Here is a 19,437-nt window from a genome sequence, read left to right on the forward strand (position 1 = left end):
GAAAGGGGCATGGTCGATCAGCTGGCGACGAAGCAGCTCTCGCCCGCCACGCGCAGGCGGCCGCAGATATCGGCGGCCTGGTTGGCCGAACCGGCATTCACGCGCAGGCGATACAGGGTCTTGCCGTTCGACGCGACCGGCTGGACCACCTTGCCCAGCGCGGCGACATAGGAAAAGCGCTTCGAGAAACGGTCCCAAGCGGCATTGGCCGAGGATTCGCTGGGATAGGCGCCCAGCTGGACCATCGCACCGCCCGTCGGGGCCGCCGCGGGGGCACGCGCCGCCGCCACGGGTGCGGGGGCGACGAGCTTGCCGCCCGATTCCGGCACCTGCGCCACGGCATTGCGGCCGCCATTGGGCTCGGCAGGCTTCTGTACGACGCGCGTGCCGTTCATCGGCGCTTCGGGCACGGCGCGCAGGTCGATCGCGCCGGTGCCGCCGGGCTTGCCCGCGCTGGTGGCGATGGCGGTGTTGCCCTCGCCCTTGATCTTCAGACCGCCCGGATCGGCCGGGCGGACCTTATAGTCGCCCTCGGGTGCGGCGATCAACGCGCCGTCGCCGTCCGTCGCTGCACGATGCGCCTGCCACTTGTAGAAGCCGAAGCCGATCGCGGCCAGGATGGCGAGGCCCAGAATAACCAGCGCGATCACCTTGCCGATGCCGACGCCCTCGGGCTCATCGGCCTCGACGGTCTCCAGCCAGGGCAGGCGATCCGCCTCGTCCAGATCCAGGGCGCGGCCGTCCGTTTCGTTCGCCATCACTTCATCTCCGACACGGCTTCGACGCCCATCAGCGCCAGACCATTGCGTATGATCTGCCCGATCCCCTCGCTGAGGAGAAGACGCGCGCGGGTCAGTTCGGCATCTTCCGCGATCAGGAAGCGCCGATCGACCCGGTCGTTCCCGACATTCCAGGCCGCATGGAAGGCAGCGGCCAGGTCATAGAGGTAGAAGGCCACGCGATGCGGCTCACGCGCGGTCGCCGCCGTCTCGACGATGCGCGGGAACTGCGCGGCCAGCTTCACCAGCGCCAGATCCTCGGCGTCGAGCAGCGCCAGGTCGGCGGTGCCGCCCGCAATGCCCGCCTCGGCCGCGCGCCGCTTCAGCGAGGCGATGCGCGCATGGGCATATTGGACGTAGAAGACCGGATTGTCCTTCGACGCCTCGACCACCTTGGCGAAGTCGAAGTCCATCTGCGCGTCCGCCCGGCGGGTCAGCATGGTGAAGCGCACCACGTCCTTGCCGACCTCGCGCACGACATCGGCGAGGGTGACGAAATTGCCCGCGCGCTTCGACATCTTCACCGGCTCGCCGCCGCGCAACAGGCGGACCATCTGGACGAGCTTGACGTCGAACTTGGTCTTGCCGCCGGTCAGCGCCTCGACCGCCGCGACGATGCGCTTGACGGTGCCCGCATGGTCGGCGCCCCAGATGTCGATCAGCTGATCGGCGGATTGCGCCTTCTGATAGTGATAGGCCAGGTCGGCGCCGAAATAGGTCCAGGCACCGTTCGACTTCTTGATCGGGCGATCCTGATCGTCGCCGAACTGGCTGGAGCGGAACAGCGGCAGCTCGACCGGCTCCCAATCCTCGGGCGTCTCGCCCTTGGGCGCTTCCAGCACGCCGTCATAGACCAGCCCGCGCGACCGCAGCTCCGCCTCGGCGGCCTCGGGCTTGCCCGCCGCCTGCAATTCGGCCTCCGACGAGAAGATGTCGTGATGGATGCCCAGAAGCGCCAGATCCTCGCGGATCATCGCCATCATCGCCGCCACCACGCGCGTGCGGAACAGGACCAGCCATTCGCTCTCGGGCGCGTCGACATATTTATCGCCATATTCGGCCGCGAGTTCCGCGCCGATCGGCTTCAGATATTCGCCCGGATACAGACCCTCGGGGATTTCGATGGTCGCGCCCAGCGCCTCGCGGTAGCGCAGATGCGCCGAACGGGCGAGGACATCGACCTGGCCGCCCGCATCGTTGACATAATATTCGCGAATGACCTTGTGGCCGGCAAATTCCAGCAGGGTGGCGAGCGCATCGCCCACCACTGCGCCACGGCAATGGCCCATATGCATCGGGCCCGTAGGATTGGCCGAGACATATTCGATATTGACGGTGACGCCATTCCCGCGCGTCGAGCGGCCATAATCGCCGCCCGCCGCCGGGATCGCGGCCAGCTCGTCGCGCCAGGCCGCCTCGGTCAGCCGCATGTTCAGGAAGCCCGGCCCGGCGACCGAGACGCTGTCCACCTCGTCCAGCTTGCCCAGCTCCGCCGCGATCGCCTCGGCCAACGCGCGCGGGTTAGTGCCTGCGGGCTTGGCCAGCACCATCGCGGCGTTGGTGGCGAGGTCACCGTGGCTCGCATCGCGCGGCGGCTCGACCGTCACGTTGCGGCGATCCAGCCCGCCGGGCAGCGTGCCGGCGGCGACCAGCGTGTCCAGCGCCGCATCGATATGCGCGGCAAAGCGGGTGTAGAGGGTCATCACATCGTCCGATCGGGGTAGCAAAGCGTTGCGCTCTAGCGAAATCGAGCGACCGCTTCAAATCATGGCGTATGCGGCAGCGGGACGATTGCACCGAGTGCAATCAGGCGGAAGTCCTTTGCAGTTGCCGGTCATGCTGCATCGCAATATTTCGACCGACGAAAGTAGAAGCGCTAACAAGGCGCGAGAGGACCTGATCAGGCTCAACGCAAATGCGGGAGTTTCGATCATGCGCAAGACCATTCTGATCCTGGCCGCCACCGTCGCCGCCGCCGTCCCCACCATCGGTGCGATCGCCGCCGAGGGCGAGCAGCGCTTCGTTCACGAGGGCAGCACCTATGTCTACACCCGTTCGAACGAGAACGGCCATGCGGTGATCCAGGGTCATCGCTATCCGGGCGGCGAACCGTTCCGCTTCGTCGTGAAGGGCCACCGCGTGACCGGCACGACCGGCAACACCCAGGTCGCCTTCACCACCGACGAAGCCCGTGGCGCGCTGGGCGCCGGCGTGGAGACCAGCGCCCGCTGATCCCGGCCTGACGGCTGAACGAAAAAGCCCCGTGTGTCCGATGGGATGCACGGGGCATTTTCGCGTCTGAGCCTCAGACCGTTCCCAGGCATTTACGCACGCACCGTTTTCATGCCAAATTTCCTATCAACCAATGGGGGAGCGTCATGAAGTCTTGGAATCTGCTAGTCGCGCTCGCCTGTGCAACAGTGGCGCATTCTCCCGCCTACAGCAAAGGTATCGCGGCGCAGGACAACCCAGAAATTTCAGCCCTCTTCAACGCCGATCAGGCCGCTCGCGAGAATATCAAGCCTGAGCAGTTCAAGGCCAAGGCCTTCGTAAGCCGAATCATTGCAGACGATCACGCCCGCCGTGAGCGTACCCAAATGCTACTTCAGCAAGACAAGCTGAAGACCGCCGACGATTTCTACCATGCGGCCTTCATCTTCCAACACGGTAACGCGGCAAGCGATTATCTGCTCGCGCATACATTGGCACTCGCTGCTGCGGCCAGAGGGCGGAAGGATGCGGCCTGGATCGCCGCTGCGACCCTCGACCGTTATTTGCAGACCATCGGGCAGAAGCAAATCTACGGGACGCAATATTTGAACAGGCGCGAAACCGGGCCGACGATGGAGCTATATGACCGGACGCTTGTTCCCGACCCACTGCGTGAGGCTTTGGGCGTCCCGCCTCAGGTAAAGCAGGAAGAGCGCCTGCAGACCCTGAAGTCGAGCGGCGCGCTGACCCCATAGGAAATATACTCAGAGCGTGATGACATGATGTGGTCTCACCCCTCCCCTTCAGGGGAGGGGCTTGTCTCGGTTTAAGGCAATATCATCACGGTCTAAAACCCCTCGGGCAGGTCGATGTCCCCCACAACCTCACGGTAACACCGAACCGCATAACGGTCCGTCATCCCCGCAATGAAGTCCGCGATGTGCCGACTGCGTGCAGGCTCTTCCACCCGCAACCGCTCGCGCCACTCCTGGGGCAGTTGCGCCGGATCCGCTCGATAGGCCGCGAACAGGCCCTTCACGATGCCATGCGCCGCGTCCGCCGCCGCCAGCTGGCGCGGGTGGTGGTAGAGGTTGGCGTACATAAATCGCTTCAGGTCGCGCTCCTCGATCCGCATCGCGTCCGAAAAGCCGACCAGCGCCCGGCCCGCCGCGCGAACGTCCGCCACGTCCCCCACCCCGCTCTCGGCGATACGGGTCCGGGTTTCGGCGACCAGATCGTTGACCATCACGCCGATCTGCGAGCGGATCAGTTCGCTCGCCAGCCTTTTGGGTGCGACATCGGGGAATTGCGCCCGCGCCGCGTCCCAGCCCCGCGCGACCAGCGGCACGGCCAGCAGCTGGTCGAGCGTCAGCAGCCCGGCGCGCAGGCCGTCGTCGATATCGTGATTGTCATAGGCGATATCATCCGCCAGCGCCGCGACCTGCGCCTCAAGCGAGGCATGGCTGTCCAGATCGAGCGGAAAGCCCGCATCCGCCTCCCGCAAGGCCCAGCCGGGATGGCGCACCGGCCCATTGTGCTTGGCCAGTCCCTCCAGCGTCTCCCAACTGAGGTTCAGCCCGTCCCAGCGGGGATAGGGCCGCTCGATCTCGGTCAGGGTGCGCAGCGTATGGCCGTTATGATCGAAGCCGCCCTGCTCGGTCAGCGCAGCCTTCAGCGCATCCTCGCCCGCATGGCCAAAGGGCGGGTGGCCGATATCATGCGCCAGGCACAGCGCCTCGGTCAGATCCTCGTTCAGTCCCAGCGTCCGCGCGATCGTGCGGCCGATCTGTGCGACCTCCAGGCTGTGGGTCAGGCGGACGCGGAAATGGTCGCCGTCGGGCGCCATGAAGACCTGGGTCTTGTGACGCAGCCGCCGGAAGCTGATCGAATGGATGATCCGGTCGCGGTCGCGCTGGAACGCATCACGCGGCCCGCGCGCCAGGCCCGAGGCCTCGTCGTGACGGCGGCCCCGACTGTGTTCGGGATAGGAAGCCCAGGGGGCAAAGCGGCTCACTTGGCGTCGAGCCGCGTCACCGCCTGCCCTGCATCGCTGGTCACGGGGAAGGCCGACACCCCCTTCTTGGCGAGTTGGTTGACGAAGGCGCGCGCCTCCGCATCGGTCTTGAACGGGCCGGTCAGGACGCGGTGGGTCGCGCGGATCGGCGTCTTGTAGCCCTTGCGCGCGGCGAACAGCTCGGGCGCCTTCGCCCTGGTCGCGGCCCAGGCCTTGGGCAGGTCGTCCTCGTTCGCGCCGCCTGCCACCTGGACCCAGATACGCTCGGGGTTCGCCCGCGCGCGCTTCTTTTCCTCGGCCTCTTCCTTGGCGGCAAGCGCCTTCTTCTCGGCCTCGGCCTTTTTGGCGGCGAGAGCCTTCTTCTCGGCGGCGACCTTGGCGGCGGCCGCCTTGCGTTCGGCAGCGGTGGGCGCGCGCGGGGCGGCGTCCGCCACCTCGGCGGCCTTTTCGCGTGCTTCGCGATCGCGCTCGGCCTTGCTGCGCGCCTCGGCGACGACACGCTGTGCGCCGCTGCTCACCGGCGTGTTGGCCGCGATGACGGCCGGACGCTCGGGGCCTTCCACGCCGAGTTCGGAGGCGGGGATCGAAAGATTGGCGACGATCCGCGCCAGAACCGAGTCTTCGCGTACCCCGCGCGCCGGGGTCGGCGGCGTGCGGCGGGCCGCGACCCGCGTCGGGCGTGGCGCGGGGGCGGTCTCTTCGGCCTGGCTGGGGACGGGCTGGACCATGGCAGTGGCGACCGGCGCGGGCTTGGCGGGCACGGGGTCCGGTGCGGGGATGGCCTGCACCATCTGGAGCGGCGGCGTCGACGGCGTGGCGGTGGGCAGCGGCTGCACCATGGCGGTGGCCGTGGTCGGGCTCGACGTCACCGGGGCGGGCGTCGTTGGGGCGGGCGTCGCGGGCGCTGTGGCCGAAGCGGCGGGTAGCGGCTGGATCATCGGCCGCGCGGTGTTCGATGCCAGGGCCACCGGTGAACGGGTTTCGGGGGCCGTCGGCAAGGCGCTGGAGAAGCCCGGCTGCGGTTGCGGCTGGGCCTGGGTTTGCTGGACCGTCTGCGGCGTCGGCTGCGACTGCGGCTGGGGCAAGGGCTGAACCATCCGCATCGGCGAGGCCGCCGCCACCACGCGGGGCGTGGTCGTCGATGCCATTTGCACCGGTGCGGGCGTGACCGGCGTCGTATTGGCCGCCATCGCCACACCGCGCGCGTTGCGCCCGCCGCGCCGTCGTTCCTCGCGCGTCTGCACCGGAGCAGGCGTTGTCACCGGCGCAGAGGCCAGCGCCACCGGCGCTTCCGGAGTCAGCGGCGGCAGGTTGGGAGCCAGCTTCGCATCGGCCAGCCTCTCGGGCGTGGGGCGGGTCTCACCGAAATGCACGGCAAAGGCGCGGTCGACGGCGGGCAGGCTGGGCAACCGCTGGAAAAAGGGTTGCAGCCCCTGCGCCAGTTGCGGCGGCATCATGGTCGAGGCGATTCGCGTCGCCTCGGGCAGTTCACCCCCCATCGCCAGGATGAAGGCCCGTGCCCGCCATGCCGCGCGATCGGTCTTGCGCAGCAGCGGATCGAGCTGTTCGAGCGCCTGCTCCCGCTGGCCCGAGATACCGAGCGACAGCGCATAGCGGCGGATGATCTCGTCACCCGCGCCATTGGCCAGCGCCAGCCGGTAATCGCGCTGGGCCCGCGCCTGATCCCCGATCAGGTCATAGGCCAGACCGCGATCGCCCGCGAACTTCGCGGCGGGCATGCCCGCCGCCTCGGCCTGGGTAAAATAGCGCAACGCCTCGCCGGGGCGTTCCGAGCGGACCAGGATCGACGCCATGCCCGCCTTGACCCGGGGATCGCGAGCATCGACCTTCTCGGCGCGCGCCAGCAGCGACGCGGCACCCGACAGATCGTCGAGATGGATGGACAGCTCCGCCGCCTCGACCAGCGCATCGACGTTGCGGGGGTTCTGCGCGACGCGGCGCATCACGTCCCCCAGCTTGTCGGCATCGGTGGTGCCGGGGAGCGGCTGAACCACTTCCTGTGCGAGAAGGGGCACGGGCGCGGCGGCGAGGGCCAACGCGAGCGCGAGCGAAGCGCGGGGAAAAAGTGCGAACGTCATGGGACCATCGCCCATAAAGCGTGTTTCGCCGGCGGCGGCAATGGCTAACCCATCGCTGGCGCGCCCGAGTGCTCCGGAGCGTCGACCAATAGGGGGAGATGGCGGTCCTAGGATTGCCTCTGACCGCGCAGCTTGCCGCCCTGCCCTCCCCCAGCCCCTCCCGCCTGCGGGAGGGGTGTTTTATCGACACTTGAAGGCCAAGTAACGCCCCCGCACCAGAGCTCCCCCTCCCGCAGGCGGGAGGGGCTGGGGGAGGGCCAGCCGCAAGCAATGCCCACAGCCGTAGCTCCCCCAATATGAAAAAAGGCCCGCGCGATCATCTCGCGCGGGCCCCTACCCTATCCTCGTCCCGGCAAGCCGGGCGGGAGATTACTGGTTGTTCTGCCGGTGCAGGAAGCGCGGAATGTCCAGCGACGAGTCCGACCCACCCTGCGCATTCTCGTCACGCTGCGCACCACGGGCCGCGTTCGACATACGCTCGAACAGCGTGCCACCCAGCTTTACGCGCGGCGCGGGCTGTGCGGGGGCCTCACCGGCTTCGCTGCCGGGGGCCAGCCAGCGGCGGCGGGCCTCGTCGCTGCCCGGCGCGGGCTCGACGGCGGCAGGATGCGACGGCGTGGCGGGAGCGGGAGCCGGAACGATGGTGTCGGCACCCAGCACCAACTCGTCATCCGCCACCGGCGCGGGGGCCGGTGCGGGCGCGGGCTTGGCGACCGGTGCGGCGACGCTCGACGCGACGGGAGCGGCCACCGGGGCCGGTGCGGGAGCCGCGACCGGCTGCTCGACCGGGGCGGCCGGGGCCACGCTGGCCTGCGGCGCAGGGGCGGCGGCGGGCTCGCTCGGGCGATAGCTGGACGTTTCGTCCGACTTGCGGGCCATGCCACCCATGCTGAAGCCGCTGCGGTTCGCTTCCGAAGGCGACGGCGCGACCTTCAGGTCGGCATCGATGCCGGTCGCGACGACCGACACGCGGATACGGCCTTCCAGCTCGGGATTGAAGGCCGAGCCCCAGATGATGTTGGCGTCCGGATCGACCAGCTCGCGGATGTGGTTCGCGGCCTCGTCGACCTCCAGCAGGCGCATGTCGTCGCCGCCGGTGATCGAGATGATGACGCCCTTGGCACCCTGCATCGACACGCCGTCGAGCAGCGGGTTGGCGATCGCCTTCTGCGCCGCCTCGATGGCGCGATTGTCGCCGGTGGCTTCACCGGTGCCCATCATCGCCTTGCCCATCTCCTGCATCACCGAGCGGACGTCGGCGAAGTCGAGGTTGATGAGGCCCGGCATGACCATCAGGTCGGTGATGCCGCGCACGCCCTGCTGCAGCACCTCGTCCGCCATCGCGAACGCTTCCTTGAAGGTCGTGTTGGCGTTGGCGATCAGGAACAGGTTCTGGTTGGGGATGACGATGAGCGTATCGACATATTTCTGAAGCTCTTCGATGCCGCCATCGGCCGACTTGGCGCGACGATTGCCTTCAAAGGCGAAGGGCTTGGTCACGACGCCGACGGTCAGGATGCCCATGTCGCGCGCCGCCTTGGCGATGACCGGGGCCGCACCGGTGCCGGTGCCGCCGCCCATGCCGGCGGCGATGAAGCACATGTGGCTGCCCTCGAGCAGACGCGACAGGTCATCGATCGTCTCTTCGGCGGCCGCACGACCGATCTCGGGACGGCTGCCCGCGCCCAACCCCTGCGTGATCTTCGCGCCCAGCTGGATACGCTGCGGCGCGATCGACTGCTTCAGTGCCTGCGCGTCGGTGTTGGCGACGAGGAAATCCACGCCCTGTACCTCGGCGCGCATCATGTTCGCGATCGCGTTGCCGCCGGCACCGCCGACGCCAATCACCGCGATACGCGGCGTCAGTTCGTCGACCTCGGGTGCGATGAATTCGATGCTCATCCCAATTCTACTCCGCCGTTCCCGGTCGGTACGCAAAGACCGGGCCCATGAATTAACCGTTAGTGCACCAGACCTGGGCCAAGTGCCAACCCAAAAGCGTCAGGCATAAGACGCTTTTCTCTAATAATTTGCCTTCGCCGCCTGAATCAGCCGCCGGAACAGCCCCATGCCGCTCGGCCGGTGCACCGTCTGGTTCACCGCGGGGATGCTGCGCAGGTCGATCGGGTCGGTCGCGGCATAGAAAGCCAGGCCCGCCAGCGTCGCGAAAGCGGGTCCGCCATGCGCATCGGGCAGGCCGGTCAGCCCGCGCGGTCGGCCGATCCGGACCGAGCGGCCCAGCGCCTGCTGCGCGTAATCGGCAATGCCCTTCAGCTCCGCCCCGCCGCCGGTCAGCACGACCTGACGCCCGACCGGCCCCTCGAACTTCAGATGCTGGAGCGCCTTGCGGATCTCGCCCATCTGATGCTCCAGCCGCTGGCGGATCACGCCGATCAGTTGCGCCTTGGTGATCTGCATCGTGTCGCCGCCATCCTCGGCCGAGATGGGCGTCACTTGGATCATGTCGTGATTGTCGCGCGGCGACGCATTGGCCGAGCCGTGGAAACACTTCATCCGTTCCGCCATCTGGCGGCGCGTGCCGAAGGCCGAGGCCACATCGTCGGTAATGTCCGCCGCGCCCATTGGCAGCGAGCAGAGCCCGACCAGCATGCCGCCCGCGAACAGCGAGACATTGGTGATCCCCGCCCCCATCTCGACCAGCGCGACGCCCAGTTCGCGCTCCTCGTCTGACAGGCAGGCAAGGCCCGTCGCGACGGGGGCGGCGATGATCGACTTCACCTCCAGATGCGCCGAGCGGACGCACAGATCGAGGTTGCGCACCGGCGAGCCATCGGCGGCGACGACATGGATGTGCACGCCCAGCCGGTCGGCATGTAGCCCCAGAGGCTTCTTCACGCCCGTCAGCCCGTCGAGCGTGTAGAGTGCGGGCTGCGCATGCAGCACCATGCGCCCCTGCGGGTCGATCGAATTGCGCCCGGCCGCCAGCAGCGCGTCGATATCCCCCTGCTCGACCTGATGGCCGCCCAGTTCGAACTCGACCTCGGCCACGTCGGACACCAGGCCACCGGCCGAAAAGCCGACCCAGACATTCTCGATGTTCAGCCCGGCGATCCGCTCGGCCTGCTCGACCGCCTCGCGCACCGCCGCTTCGGTCGCACCCATATCGGCGATATAGCCGCGCTTGACGCCCCGGCTCTCGCGTTGGCCGGTACCCAGCACGATCAGTTCGCCGCCATCGCCCTTGCGAGCGATCAGCGCGGAGACCTTGGACGACCCGATGTCCAGCGCGGTAATCAACCCTTCGGGCGCAATCTTTGCCATGACCTTGCTACCCCTGTACTGCCCCCGGAGCCGCCGCCCCTTCGGATGCCGCCCCACCCGCGTCATTCCCGGACGCCGGATCGCTACCCACATCCCCGGCCTTGGCCGGATCGGCGAGCGCGTGATTCTGATTCAAACCGGGCTTTCGCGCAACCAGCTTTGCGGGGTCGCGCATGTCGAAGCGCAGCCAGCCGCGCCCGAGCAGCGGCCGTGAGCCGTCCATCGCAGCGAACTTCATCAGCGCCGCCCCTGCCCCATCCTCGGGCAGCGCCAGCGTCTCGCCGCTGTCGAAGGTGATGTCCCAGCGGCGATTGCCGATCCAGGTCGCCGCTTTCACGCGCGGCTTCAGCGCGGGTGCGGCGGACAGCAATGCTTGGTAAGCGGGCTCCTGCAAATTCGCGCCCGGCCCGATGATGAGCGGCAGGTCGGGCATCGCCTCGGCCCGTACCGGCTCCAGCAGCACGCCGCCCGCGTCGATCAGGGTCAGCTGGCCATTGTCCTGCCATACCGCCGCCGGGGTCCGCTCTTCGATATCGACCAGCAGCGTGTCGGGCAGGCGGCGCGAGACATGCGCGTCCTTGATCCAGCCATAGCGGAGCAGCTTGGCACGCACGTCTTCCAGATTGACGAGCGGCATCGCCCGGCTCTGCTGGTCGAGCGCGACGGCATAGACGGTCATCCGGTCCATGCGCTTCAGGCCCGTCACCTCGATCTGCTGGACACGAAATCCGGCATGGCCCGCCTGTTCGGCGATCGCGGTGCCGATCATGCCGGGCACGCCGACATAGGTCGCGACCGCCAGAGCCGCCGCCCCCGCACCGCCCAGGATCGTCCAGGTGACGGCCTTCTTGATAGTCTCCTCGCTGACCGGCACCTTGGCCAGCAGGCGTTGCGCCAGCGTGACGCGCTTGACCGGCTGGCGGCGACGCGGCGCAGGGCGGCGCGGCGGGGGGCCGCGCTTGATCGTGCGACTCATCCCGCGCGTTCCTGCACGGTCGGATTGGCCCGGTACCAAGCCAGCGCCTCGTCGACGATCGCCTGGACCAGCGTGTCGTAATCCATGCCGACATGGCGGCCCTGTTCGGGCACCAGGCTAAGCGGAGTCATGCCCGGTTGGGTGTTGACCTCCAGCAGGAACAGGCCGTCGACCCCGCGCTCGTCATCCCAGCGGAAGTCGGAGCGCGAGGCACCGCGACAGCCCAGGATGCGATGTGCTTCGAGCGCCAACGACTTGCACGCCTCGGCGATCTTGTCGGGGATCTGCGCGGGGCAGACATGCTCGGTCAGGCCGTCGGTGTACTTCGCGTCGAAATCGTACCAGCCGTTCTTGGGCTTCAGCTCGGTGACGCCCAGCGCGCAGTTGCCCAGCACAGCAGTGGTCAGCTCGCGACCCCGGATATAGGGTTCGGCCAGCAATTCCTCGAACTCGGCCCAGGGACCGGCGGCATCGCGTGCGATGGGCTGGCCATGGTTGCTGGTGTCGGTGACGATCGCGACGCCGACCGAGGAACCCTCGTTGACGGGCTTGAGCACATAGGGGCGCGGCAGCGGATCGGCCGCGAACAGATCCTCCGACTTCACGATGCGACCGCCGGGCATGGGGATGCCGTGCGGCACGAGTGCCTGCTTGGTCAGCACCTTGTCGATCGCGATGACCGAGGTGGCGAGGCCCGAATGGGTGTACGGAATACCCATCAGGTCGAGCATGCCCTGCACCGTGCCGTCCTCGCCGGGTGAACCGTGCAGCGCGTTGAAGACGATATCCGGCTTGGCTTGCGTCAGCCTGGCCGCAAGGTCGCGGTCCATGTCGATCCGGGTGACGCGGTGGCCGTTCCGCTCCAGCGCGTCGGCGACGCCTGCGCCGGACATCAGAGACACCGGCCGCTCCGCCGACCAGCCGCCCATCAGAACCGCGATATGCAGATTGTCGGTCACTTCGCGATTCCCACTCTTTGTATTTCCCATTCGAGGCAAACGCCCGACTGCGCCTTGACCCGGGCGCGTACATCCTCGCCCAGCGCTTCGATCTCCGCCGCCGTGGCGTTGCCGAGGTTGAGCAGGAAATTGCAATGCTTTTCCGACACCTGCGCATCGCCCAGCGTCAGCCCGCGACAGCCCGCCGCATCGACCAGCGCCCAGGCCTTGTGCCCGTCCGGATTCTTGAAGGTCGAGCCACCGGTCTTGGACCGCAGCGGCTGCGACGCCTCACGCGCGGCGGCGATGCGGTCCATCTCGGCCTGGATGTCGGCGGGTTCGGCGGCATGGCCCCGGAAGGTCGCCTCGACCACCACCATGCCGTCGGTCAGGTTGGAGTGGCGATAGGTATATTCCAGATCGGCGACGCCCAGCGTCTCGACCGTGCCGTCACGACGCACGACCGTGGCGGAGACCAGCACGTCCGCCACCTCGCGGCCATAGGCGCCGCCGTTCATCCGCACGAAGCCGCCGACCGTGCCGGGGATCGAGCGCAGAAACTCCAGCCCGCCGATCCCGGCATCGCGCGCATTGGACGAGACGAGAATGCCCGAGGTGCCGCCGCCACAGGTGATGAAATGCCCCTCCCCGGCCCGCGCATAGCTGAACGGCTTGCCGAGCCGGATCACCACGCCCGGCACGCCGCCGTCGCGCACGATCAGATTGGAGCCGAGCCCCAGCGCCATGACGGGCGTCTCGCCCCCCAGCGCCCGCAGGAACGCCGACAGGTCGTCGGTGTCCTTAGGCTCCAGCAGATATTCAGCCGGTCCGCCCGCCTTGAACCACACGAGCGGCGCCAGCGGCGCGGCGTGCGTCAATCGGCCGGCGGTATCGGGCAGGTTCATCGGCGCGCCTCGATCGCGCTCGCCAGACCCGCCGCCCATTTGGTGATGTCACCCGCGCCCAGGCAGACGATCATGTCATCGGCGCGGATCGAGCCCGCCAGTTCCTCGGCCAGCGCATCGGCGTCGGCGACCGTCGCGGTCGAGCGATGCCCGCGCCGCTTCAGCCCCTCGACCAAGGCGGAGGCGTCCACACCCTCGATCGGCGGCTCACCCGCCGCAAAGACCGGCGTCACCAGCACGCGGTCGGCGTCGTTGAAGGCGGTCTGGAACTCCTCCATCAGATTGCCGAGCCGGGTGAAGCGATGCGGCTGCACCACCGCGATCACACGACCGCGGGCACCTTCGCGGGCGGCGGCCAGTACCGCGCGAATCTCGACCGGGTGATGGCCGTAATCGTCGATCACGGTCGCGGTGCCGCCATCGACCGCGATCTCGCCGACCTTGGTGAAGCGCCGCTTGACCCCGCCGAACTGGCTGAAGCCCTGTTGGATGGTCGCATCCTCGATGCCCAGTTCCAGCGCCACGCCGATCGCGGCGAGCGCGTTCTGGACATTGTGGCGGCCGGGCATGGGCAACTCGATGCCCTCGATCGAACGGCTGGAGCCGTCGCGGTTGCGGATGATCGCCTCGAAGCGATTGCCGCCGGGGATCGGCGTGACGTTGACGCCGCGCACGTCGGCCTGCGCCGAAAAGCCATAGGTCACGACGCGCCGGTCGCGCACGCGCGGCAGGATGTTCTGCACCTCCGGGTGGTCGAGACAGAGCAACGCCGCGCCGTAGAAGGGGACGTTCTCGACGAACTCGACGAACGCGTCCTTCACCCGGTCGAACGAGCCGTAATGGTCGAGATGCTCGGGATCGATATTGGTCACGACCGCAATGGTGCCGTCGAGGCGCAGGAAGCTGCCGTCGCTCTCGTCCGCCTCGACGACCATCCAGTCGCTGGCGCCCAGACGCGCGTTCGAGCCATAGCTGTTGATGATGCCGCCATTGATGACGGTCGGGTCCACCCCGCCCGCATCCAGCAGCGCCGCGACCATCGAGGTGGTCGTGGTCTTGCCATGCGTGCCCGCCACCGCGACGGTCGACTTCAGCCGCATCAGCTCGGCCAGCATCTCCGCGCGGCGCACCACGGGGATGCGGCGCTCCAGCGCGGCTTCAACTTCGGGATTCGACCGGGTGATCGCGGTCGAGGTGACGACCACCGCCGCATCGCCCAGATTGTCCGCCGCGTGCCCGATCGCGACCGGGATACCCTTGTCGCGCAGGCCCTGCACCACATAGCCCTCGGCCACGTCGGAGCCCTGCACCCGGTAGCCGAGATTCTTCATCACCTCGGCAATGCCCGACATGCCGATACCGCCGATGCCGACGAAATGGATCGTGCCGATATCCGTGGCGACGCCCTTCATGCGCCTGCTCCCGCCAAATTCCGTGTCCTTTGCGATTTGCCCACCGGCAAGACCATGCGCGGCGCGTCGAGGCTCTCGACCAGATCGGCGAGATCGCTCGCCGCCTCGGGCCGTCCACAGGCGCGGGCACGGCCCGCCGCATTCTCCAGCGCCGCCGGGTCGAGGCCCAGCTTCTGCATCTGCTTGGCGAGTTCCACGGGCGTGAAGTCACCCTGCGCGATGGTCCGCGCGCCGCCCGCCTTCGTCATCTCTCGCGCGTTCACCGTCTGGTGATCGTCGGTCGCCGATGGCAGCGGCACCAGGATCGCCGGGCGGCCCGCGACCGTCAGCTCGGCCAGCGTCGAGGCGCCCGCCCGCGCGATCACCAGATGCGCCCAGGCGAGCTGCTCGGGCAGGTCGGGCAGATAGGTGGCGAGTTCGGCCGGAATCTCATGCTCGGCATATTTGGCGCGCACCGCGTCGATATCCTCGATCCGCGCCTGATGCGTCACCTGCAAGCGCCGCCGGAAGGTGACGGGCAGCATGGCGAGGCCATCGGGCACGACCTGGCTGAGGATGCTCGCCCCCTGGCTGCCGCCGGTGACGAGGACGCGGAAGATGCCGTCCTCCTCCAGCAGCGGATAGGGCCGCGCGCGAAGCGCCAGCACCTGGTCGCGCACCGGATTGCCGACCAGCCGGGTCTTGTCCCCGTGCTTGGCGCTCAGCCGCTGCGTATCCTCATAGGACAAGGCGATCGCATCGACCTTGCCCGCGACCAGCCGGTTGACCCGGCCCAGCACGGCGTTCTGCTCGTGGATGGCGGTCGGGATCCCTTCCGCAAACGCCGCCAGCAAGGCGGGCATCGCCGGATAGCCGCCGAAACCGATCACCGCCGCCGGGCGAAACGTCTTGTAGAGTTCGCGCGCCATGGCCCGCCCGCGCCACATCTCGCGCAGCGCCTTGGCCCAGCCGACCGGCCCGCCCGAAAAGCGCCCGGCGGGCAGCACGTGCGTCTGGATATCCTCGAACAGTCCCGGGAAGCGCACGCCGCGCGCGTCGGACACCAGGGCGACGCGGTGGCCGCGCCGGGTCAGTTCGGCCGCCAGCGCGGCGGCGGGAACCATATGGCCGCCGGTACCCCCGGCGGCGAGGACGAAGTGACGGCTCATTGCCCGCTCCACCTGACTACATAGGGGCTGCGCGTCAGGAACGGATTGCGCCGGGTGAATGCCAGCAACAACCCCATCCCGATCGACAGCGCGATCATCGACGAGCCACCATAGCTGATGAACGGCAGGGTCATCCCCTTGGACGGGGCCAGCCCCGTGTTCACCGCCATCGAGATCAGCGCCTGCGCGCCGAACTGCACCGCCAGCCCGGAGGCGGCGTAGAGCTTGAACTCGTCCTGTTCGTCAAGCAGCTTCACGAACACGCGCACCACGATCGCCAGGAAGACCAATGCGATGATCGAGCAGGCGATCAGCCCGAACTCCTCGCCGATCACCGAGAAGATATAGTCGGTATGCGCCTCCGGCAGGCCGAACTTGGCGGTGCCCCCGCCCGGCCCGGTCCCGGTCCAGCCCCCTGCGGTGAGGGTGTTGTGGGCGGCATTAACCTGGAAGTGGTCGGCCGCGCCCTCGCCGTCGACATCGGGGAAGAGGAACGCGTTGATGCGGTTCCGCGCCACGCTGTAGAACATATAGGCCGCCGTCAGCCCGACCGGCACCATGGCGGCGAGCCCCAGCATGATCCGCATCGGGGTGCCGGAGATCATCAGCAACGCCGCCCAGATGACGCAGAAGACGATGGTCTGGCCGAAGTCCGGCTGCATCATCAACAGCCCCGCGACCAGCCCGGTCAGCCCCATGGTGATCAGCGTGGCGGGCAGATCGCGCTCCCTGGCCTTGAGCGACAGGAGCCAGGCGGTCGTCACCACGAACATCGGCTTCAGGAATTCGGACGGCTGGAACTGCGCAAAGCCGAAGCCGATCCAGCGCCGCGCCCCGTTGATCTCCACCCCGATAAAGGGCGTGACCGCCAGGATCGCGATCAGCACCCCCGTCCCCAGCACCGCCATGCGCCGCGCGGTGACAACGGGCAGCATCGAGACGACGAACAGCACGGGCAGCGAGACGCCGACCCACATCACCTGTCGCCAGAAATAATAGAGCGGCGTGAACTTCCGATGCTCGCCCGAATAGCGCATCGCCGTCGCCGGACTTGCGGCGGCGACGGCGATCAGGCCGATCGCGATCAGGAACAATGTGAGCAGCAGCAGCACCCGGTCGATATCCCAGAACCAGGTACCGAGCGGCGAACGGTCGCCACGCCCGCCCCGGCCCTTCATCGATCCGATCAGGCCGGGGCGCGGGGTCTTGGATGCGCGATCACTCATGCCAGCGCCTCCACGGCGGCGCGAAAGGCATCGCCCCGCGCTTCGTAATCGCGAAACTGGTCGAAGCTGGCACAGGCCGGGGACAACAGCACTGTGTCACCGGGCTGCGCGGCGGCAGCCGCGTGGGCGACCGCCGCCTCCAGCGTGCCGGACTGGTCGACCATGGGGACCTTGCTCTTCAACAGATCGTAGAACAGCGGTGCGGCCTCGCCGATGGTATAAGCCGCAACGACATGATCCAGATGCGCGGCGCAGGCGTCGAGATCGTCGCCCTTGCGCTTGCCGCCGACGATCCAGTGGACGCGCGGGAAGGCCGCGAGTGCGGGGGCGGTGGATTCGGGATTGGTCGCCTTGGAATCGTTGACGAAGGCCACGCCGTTCCGGGTCGCAACATGCTGCATCCGATGCGGCAGGCTGGCATAGCTGGCGAGGCCCGCCTCGATAGCGTCCTCGGCTATGCCCAGCGCTCGCGCCACGGCGATGGCGGCCTGGGCGTTCTGCGCATTGTGAGGACCTTGCAGCGCGGGCCAGCGGCTCTGGTCGATCCCGCTGGCGGCGATGGTGACAAGATCGTCGGTCCGCCCGGCGAGCCCTTGCGCGATATGGGCCGAGGCCTCATCGCCCGTGCCGACGACCGCGACATGCCCAGCGGACTGCATCGCGAACAGCCGTGCCTTGGACGCAGCATAGCCCGCAAAGCCGTCATACCGGTCGAGATGATCGGGTGTGATGTTGAGCAGCACCGCAACGTCGCAATCCAGGCTCTGCGTCAGGTCGATCTGATAGCTGGACAGCTCCAGCACATAGACCCCGCCCTCGGGGAGAGGCGCCTGCCCCAGAATCGGCAGGCCGATATTGCCGCCCATCAGGGTCGGCACGCCCGCCGTCTTCAGAATGTGGTGGATCAGCGCGGTGGTGGTCGACTTGCCGTTGGTGCCGGTGATGCCGACGACCTTGTGCGGTGGCAGGTTGTGCCGCGCCCGGGCGAACAGTTCGATGTCGCCGATCACTGGCACCCCCACCGCGCGGGCGGAAGCGGCCAACGGATGGGTGTTGAGCGGCACGCCCGGCGATACGACCAGCGCATCGAAGCCGGACAGGTCGAGCGTGTCGAGGTTAATGAACTCAAGCCCCTCCCCTTCAGGGGAGGGGTTGGGGTGGGGCGGTTCCTCAGGCGATGCGGTTTGCGGCAACGCCCCACCCCCAACCCCTCCCCTGAAGGGGAGGGGCTTAAGAGCCTCCCGCTTGGCGGGATCGCTGTCCCATGCCACCACGGTTGCCCCGCCCGCCAGCAACGCCGAAACGGTCGCGGCGCCGGAGCGTGCGAGCCCCAGCACCGCGTAACGTTTTCCCGCCCAGTCGCGCGAAACGATCATCGCAGCTTCAACGTCGACAGGCCCGCCAGCGCCAGCACGAAGGCGATGATCCAGAAGCGGATCACCACGGTCGGCTCCGACCAGCCGAGCTGTTCGAAATGATGGTGGATCGGCGCCATGCGGAACACCCGCTTGCCGGTCCGCTTGTAGAAGAAGACCTGGATGATGACCGACATCGCCTCGACCACGAACAGGCCGCCGATGATGCCCAGCACGATCTCGTGATGCGCGACGACCGCAATGGTGCCGAGCGCGCCGCCCAGGGCTAGGCTGCCGGTGTCGCCCATGAACACCGCCGCCGGGGGCGCGTTGAACCACAGGAAAGCCAGCCCCGCGCCGACCACCGCGCCGCAGAAAATCGCCAGTTCACCCGCGCCGGGGACGTGCGGGATGCCGAGGTAATCGGCGAACTTCACGTTACCCGCCAGATACACGATGACCATGAACGCGACGCTGGCGATGATGACCGGCATGGTCGCCAGCCCGTCCAGCCCGTCGGTCAGGTTCACCGCATTGCCGAACGCGACGATCGTGAAGGCGGCGAACAGCGGGTAGAAATAGCCCAGATCCAGATACATGCGCGAGGTGAAGGGTAGGTACAAATGCGGCCCGTTCTGCCCCATGATGATCCATGCCGCGACGCCCGCAATGGCGAACTCCAGCAGCAGCCGGGTCTTGCCCGACACGCCCGCCGTCGAGGCTTTGCGCACCTTGTCGTAATCGTCGAGGAAGCCGATCGCGCCGAAACCCAGCGTGACGAACAGGCACGCCCAGACGAACGGGTTGAACACGTTCATCCAGATCAGGATGGACAGCGTCATGCTGGTCAGGATCATCAGCCCGCCCATGGTCGGCGTGCCGCGCTTGGCGAGGTGGGTTTGCGGCCCGTCGGCGCGGATCGGCTGCCCCTTGCCCTGGCGGACACGCAGCCAGCCGATGAAGCGCGGCCCGATGATCAGGCCGATGAACAGCGCGGTCGCCACCGTCGCGCCGGTTCGGAACGACTGGTAACGGATGAGGTTGAGAAGCCCCGGAAAACCGAGATGCTCCGCGATCCAGTACAGCATCTAA

At 67.9% G+C, this 19,437-nt stretch carries 16 protein-coding genes; 2 read left to right on the forward strand and 14 right to left on the reverse strand.

Annotated elements, in window-relative coordinates; translation table 11 throughout:
• Positions 1 to 17: 17 nt before the first annotated feature.
• A complete protein-coding gene (locus ASF14_RS08835; RefSeq protein ID WP_056434205.1) occupies positions 18 to 758 on the reverse strand; it encodes an SPOR domain-containing protein in 741 nt (246 codons plus the stop codon).
• Positions 758 to 2,482, reverse strand: a complete 1,725-nt coding sequence (gene argS / locus ASF14_RS08840) for an arginine--tRNA ligase (protein WP_056434207.1) — start codon at positions 2,480 to 2,482, stop codon at positions 758 to 760. The genes ASF14_RS08835 and argS overlap by 1 nt, the downstream gene beginning before the upstream one ends.
• A 229-nt stretch (positions 2,483 to 2,711) precedes the next feature.
• Between argS and ASF14_RS08845 the strand changes: the two genes are divergently transcribed.
• Both ASF14_RS08845 and ASF14_RS08850 read left to right on the forward strand, forming a co-directional pair.
• The gene (locus ASF14_RS08845) at positions 2,712 to 3,011 is read left to right on the forward strand and encodes a hypothetical protein (RefSeq protein ID WP_153008086.1); all 300 of its coding nucleotides are present in this window, start codon (positions 2,712 to 2,714) and stop codon (positions 3,009 to 3,011) included.
• A 146-nt stretch (positions 3,012 to 3,157) separates the two neighbouring features.
• On the forward strand, positions 3,158 to 3,745 hold the full coding sequence (locus tag ASF14_RS08850) for a hypothetical protein (protein WP_056434211.1): 588 nt from the start codon (positions 3,158 to 3,160) through the stop codon (positions 3,743 to 3,745).
• A 92-nt stretch (positions 3,746 to 3,837) separates the two neighbouring features.
• Here ASF14_RS08850 and ASF14_RS08855 read toward each other — a convergent pair whose 3' ends face one another.
• The 12 genes from ASF14_RS08855 to mraY form a co-directional block, all read right to left on the reverse strand.
• Entirely contained in the window at positions 3,838 to 5,004 is a 1,167-nt protein-coding gene (locus ASF14_RS08855; protein ID WP_056434213.1) for a deoxyguanosinetriphosphate triphosphohydrolase, read from the reverse strand.
• Positions 5,001 to 7,103, reverse strand: a complete 2,103-nt coding sequence (locus tag ASF14_RS08860) for an SPOR domain-containing protein (protein WP_056434584.1) — start codon at positions 7,101 to 7,103, stop codon at positions 5,001 to 5,003. Before ASF14_RS08860 ends, ASF14_RS08855 begins: the two co-directional genes overlap by 4 nt.
• A 369-nt stretch (positions 7,104 to 7,472) precedes the next feature.
• Positions 7,473 to 9,005 carry a cell division protein FtsZ gene (gene ftsZ / locus ASF14_RS08865; RefSeq protein WP_056434215.1) on the reverse strand — a complete coding sequence of 511 codons (1,533 nt, stop codon included), beginning with the start codon at positions 9,003 to 9,005 and terminating at the stop codon, positions 7,473 to 7,475.
• A 120-nt stretch (positions 9,006 to 9,125) separates the two neighbouring features.
• Positions 9,126 to 10,385, reverse strand: a complete 1,260-nt coding sequence (gene ftsA / locus ASF14_RS08870) for a cell division protein FtsA (protein WP_056434587.1) — start codon at positions 10,383 to 10,385, stop codon at positions 9,126 to 9,128.
• 7 nt (positions 10,386 to 10,392) lie between these two features.
• Positions 10,393 to 11,361 (reverse strand): cell division protein FtsQ/DivIB, encoded by a 969-nt coding sequence (locus ASF14_RS08875; protein WP_056434216.1) that lies wholly within the window; start codon positions 11,359 to 11,361, stop codon positions 10,393 to 10,395.
• A complete protein-coding gene (locus ASF14_RS08880) occupies positions 11,358 to 12,320 on the reverse strand; it encodes a D-alanine--D-alanine ligase (protein WP_269083243.1) in 963 nt (320 codons plus the stop codon). Before ASF14_RS08880 ends, ASF14_RS08875 begins: the two co-directional genes overlap by 4 nt.
• Entirely contained in the window at positions 12,317 to 13,204 is an 888-nt protein-coding gene (murB, locus tag ASF14_RS08885) for a UDP-N-acetylmuramate dehydrogenase (protein ID WP_201780564.1), read from the reverse strand. Before murB ends, ASF14_RS08880 begins: the two co-directional genes overlap by 4 nt.
• Positions 13,201 to 14,616: a UDP-N-acetylmuramate--L-alanine ligase gene (gene murC, locus ASF14_RS08890; protein ID WP_056434220.1), complete on the reverse strand. Its 1,416-nt coding sequence runs from the start codon at positions 14,614 to 14,616 to the stop codon at positions 13,201 to 13,203. The genes murB and murC overlap by 4 nt, the downstream gene beginning before the upstream one ends.
• Complete coding sequence (gene murG, locus ASF14_RS08895; RefSeq protein ID WP_056434222.1) at positions 14,613 to 15,764, reverse strand: undecaprenyldiphospho-muramoylpentapeptide beta-N-acetylglucosaminyltransferase; 1,152 nt, start codon at positions 15,762 to 15,764, stop codon at positions 14,613 to 14,615. Before murG ends, murC begins: the two co-directional genes overlap by 4 nt.
• On the reverse strand, positions 15,761 to 16,990 hold the full coding sequence (locus tag ASF14_RS08900; protein WP_056434224.1) for an FtsW/RodA/SpoVE family cell cycle protein: 1,230 nt from the start codon (positions 16,988 to 16,990) through the stop codon (positions 15,761 to 15,763). Before ASF14_RS08900 ends, murG begins: the two co-directional genes overlap by 4 nt.
• Positions 16,987 to 18,366 carry a UDP-N-acetylmuramoyl-L-alanine--D-glutamate ligase gene (gene murD, locus ASF14_RS08905; RefSeq protein WP_056434226.1) on the reverse strand — a complete coding sequence of 460 codons (1,380 nt, stop codon included), beginning with the start codon at positions 18,364 to 18,366 and terminating at the stop codon, positions 16,987 to 16,989. The genes ASF14_RS08900 and murD overlap by 4 nt, the downstream gene beginning before the upstream one ends.
• Positions 18,363 to 19,433 carry a phospho-N-acetylmuramoyl-pentapeptide-transferase gene (mraY, locus tag ASF14_RS08910; RefSeq protein WP_056434228.1) on the reverse strand — a complete coding sequence of 357 codons (1,071 nt, stop codon included), beginning with the start codon at positions 19,431 to 19,433 and terminating at the stop codon, positions 18,363 to 18,365. The genes murD and mraY overlap by 4 nt, the downstream gene beginning before the upstream one ends.
• Between the last annotated feature and the right edge of the window lie 4 nt (positions 19,434 to 19,437).

This window comes from Sphingomonas sp. Leaf257, assembly GCF_001422185.1.
GTDB classification, from domain to species: domain Bacteria; phylum Pseudomonadota; class Alphaproteobacteria; order Sphingomonadales; family Sphingomonadaceae; genus Sphingomonas; species Sphingomonas yabuuchiae.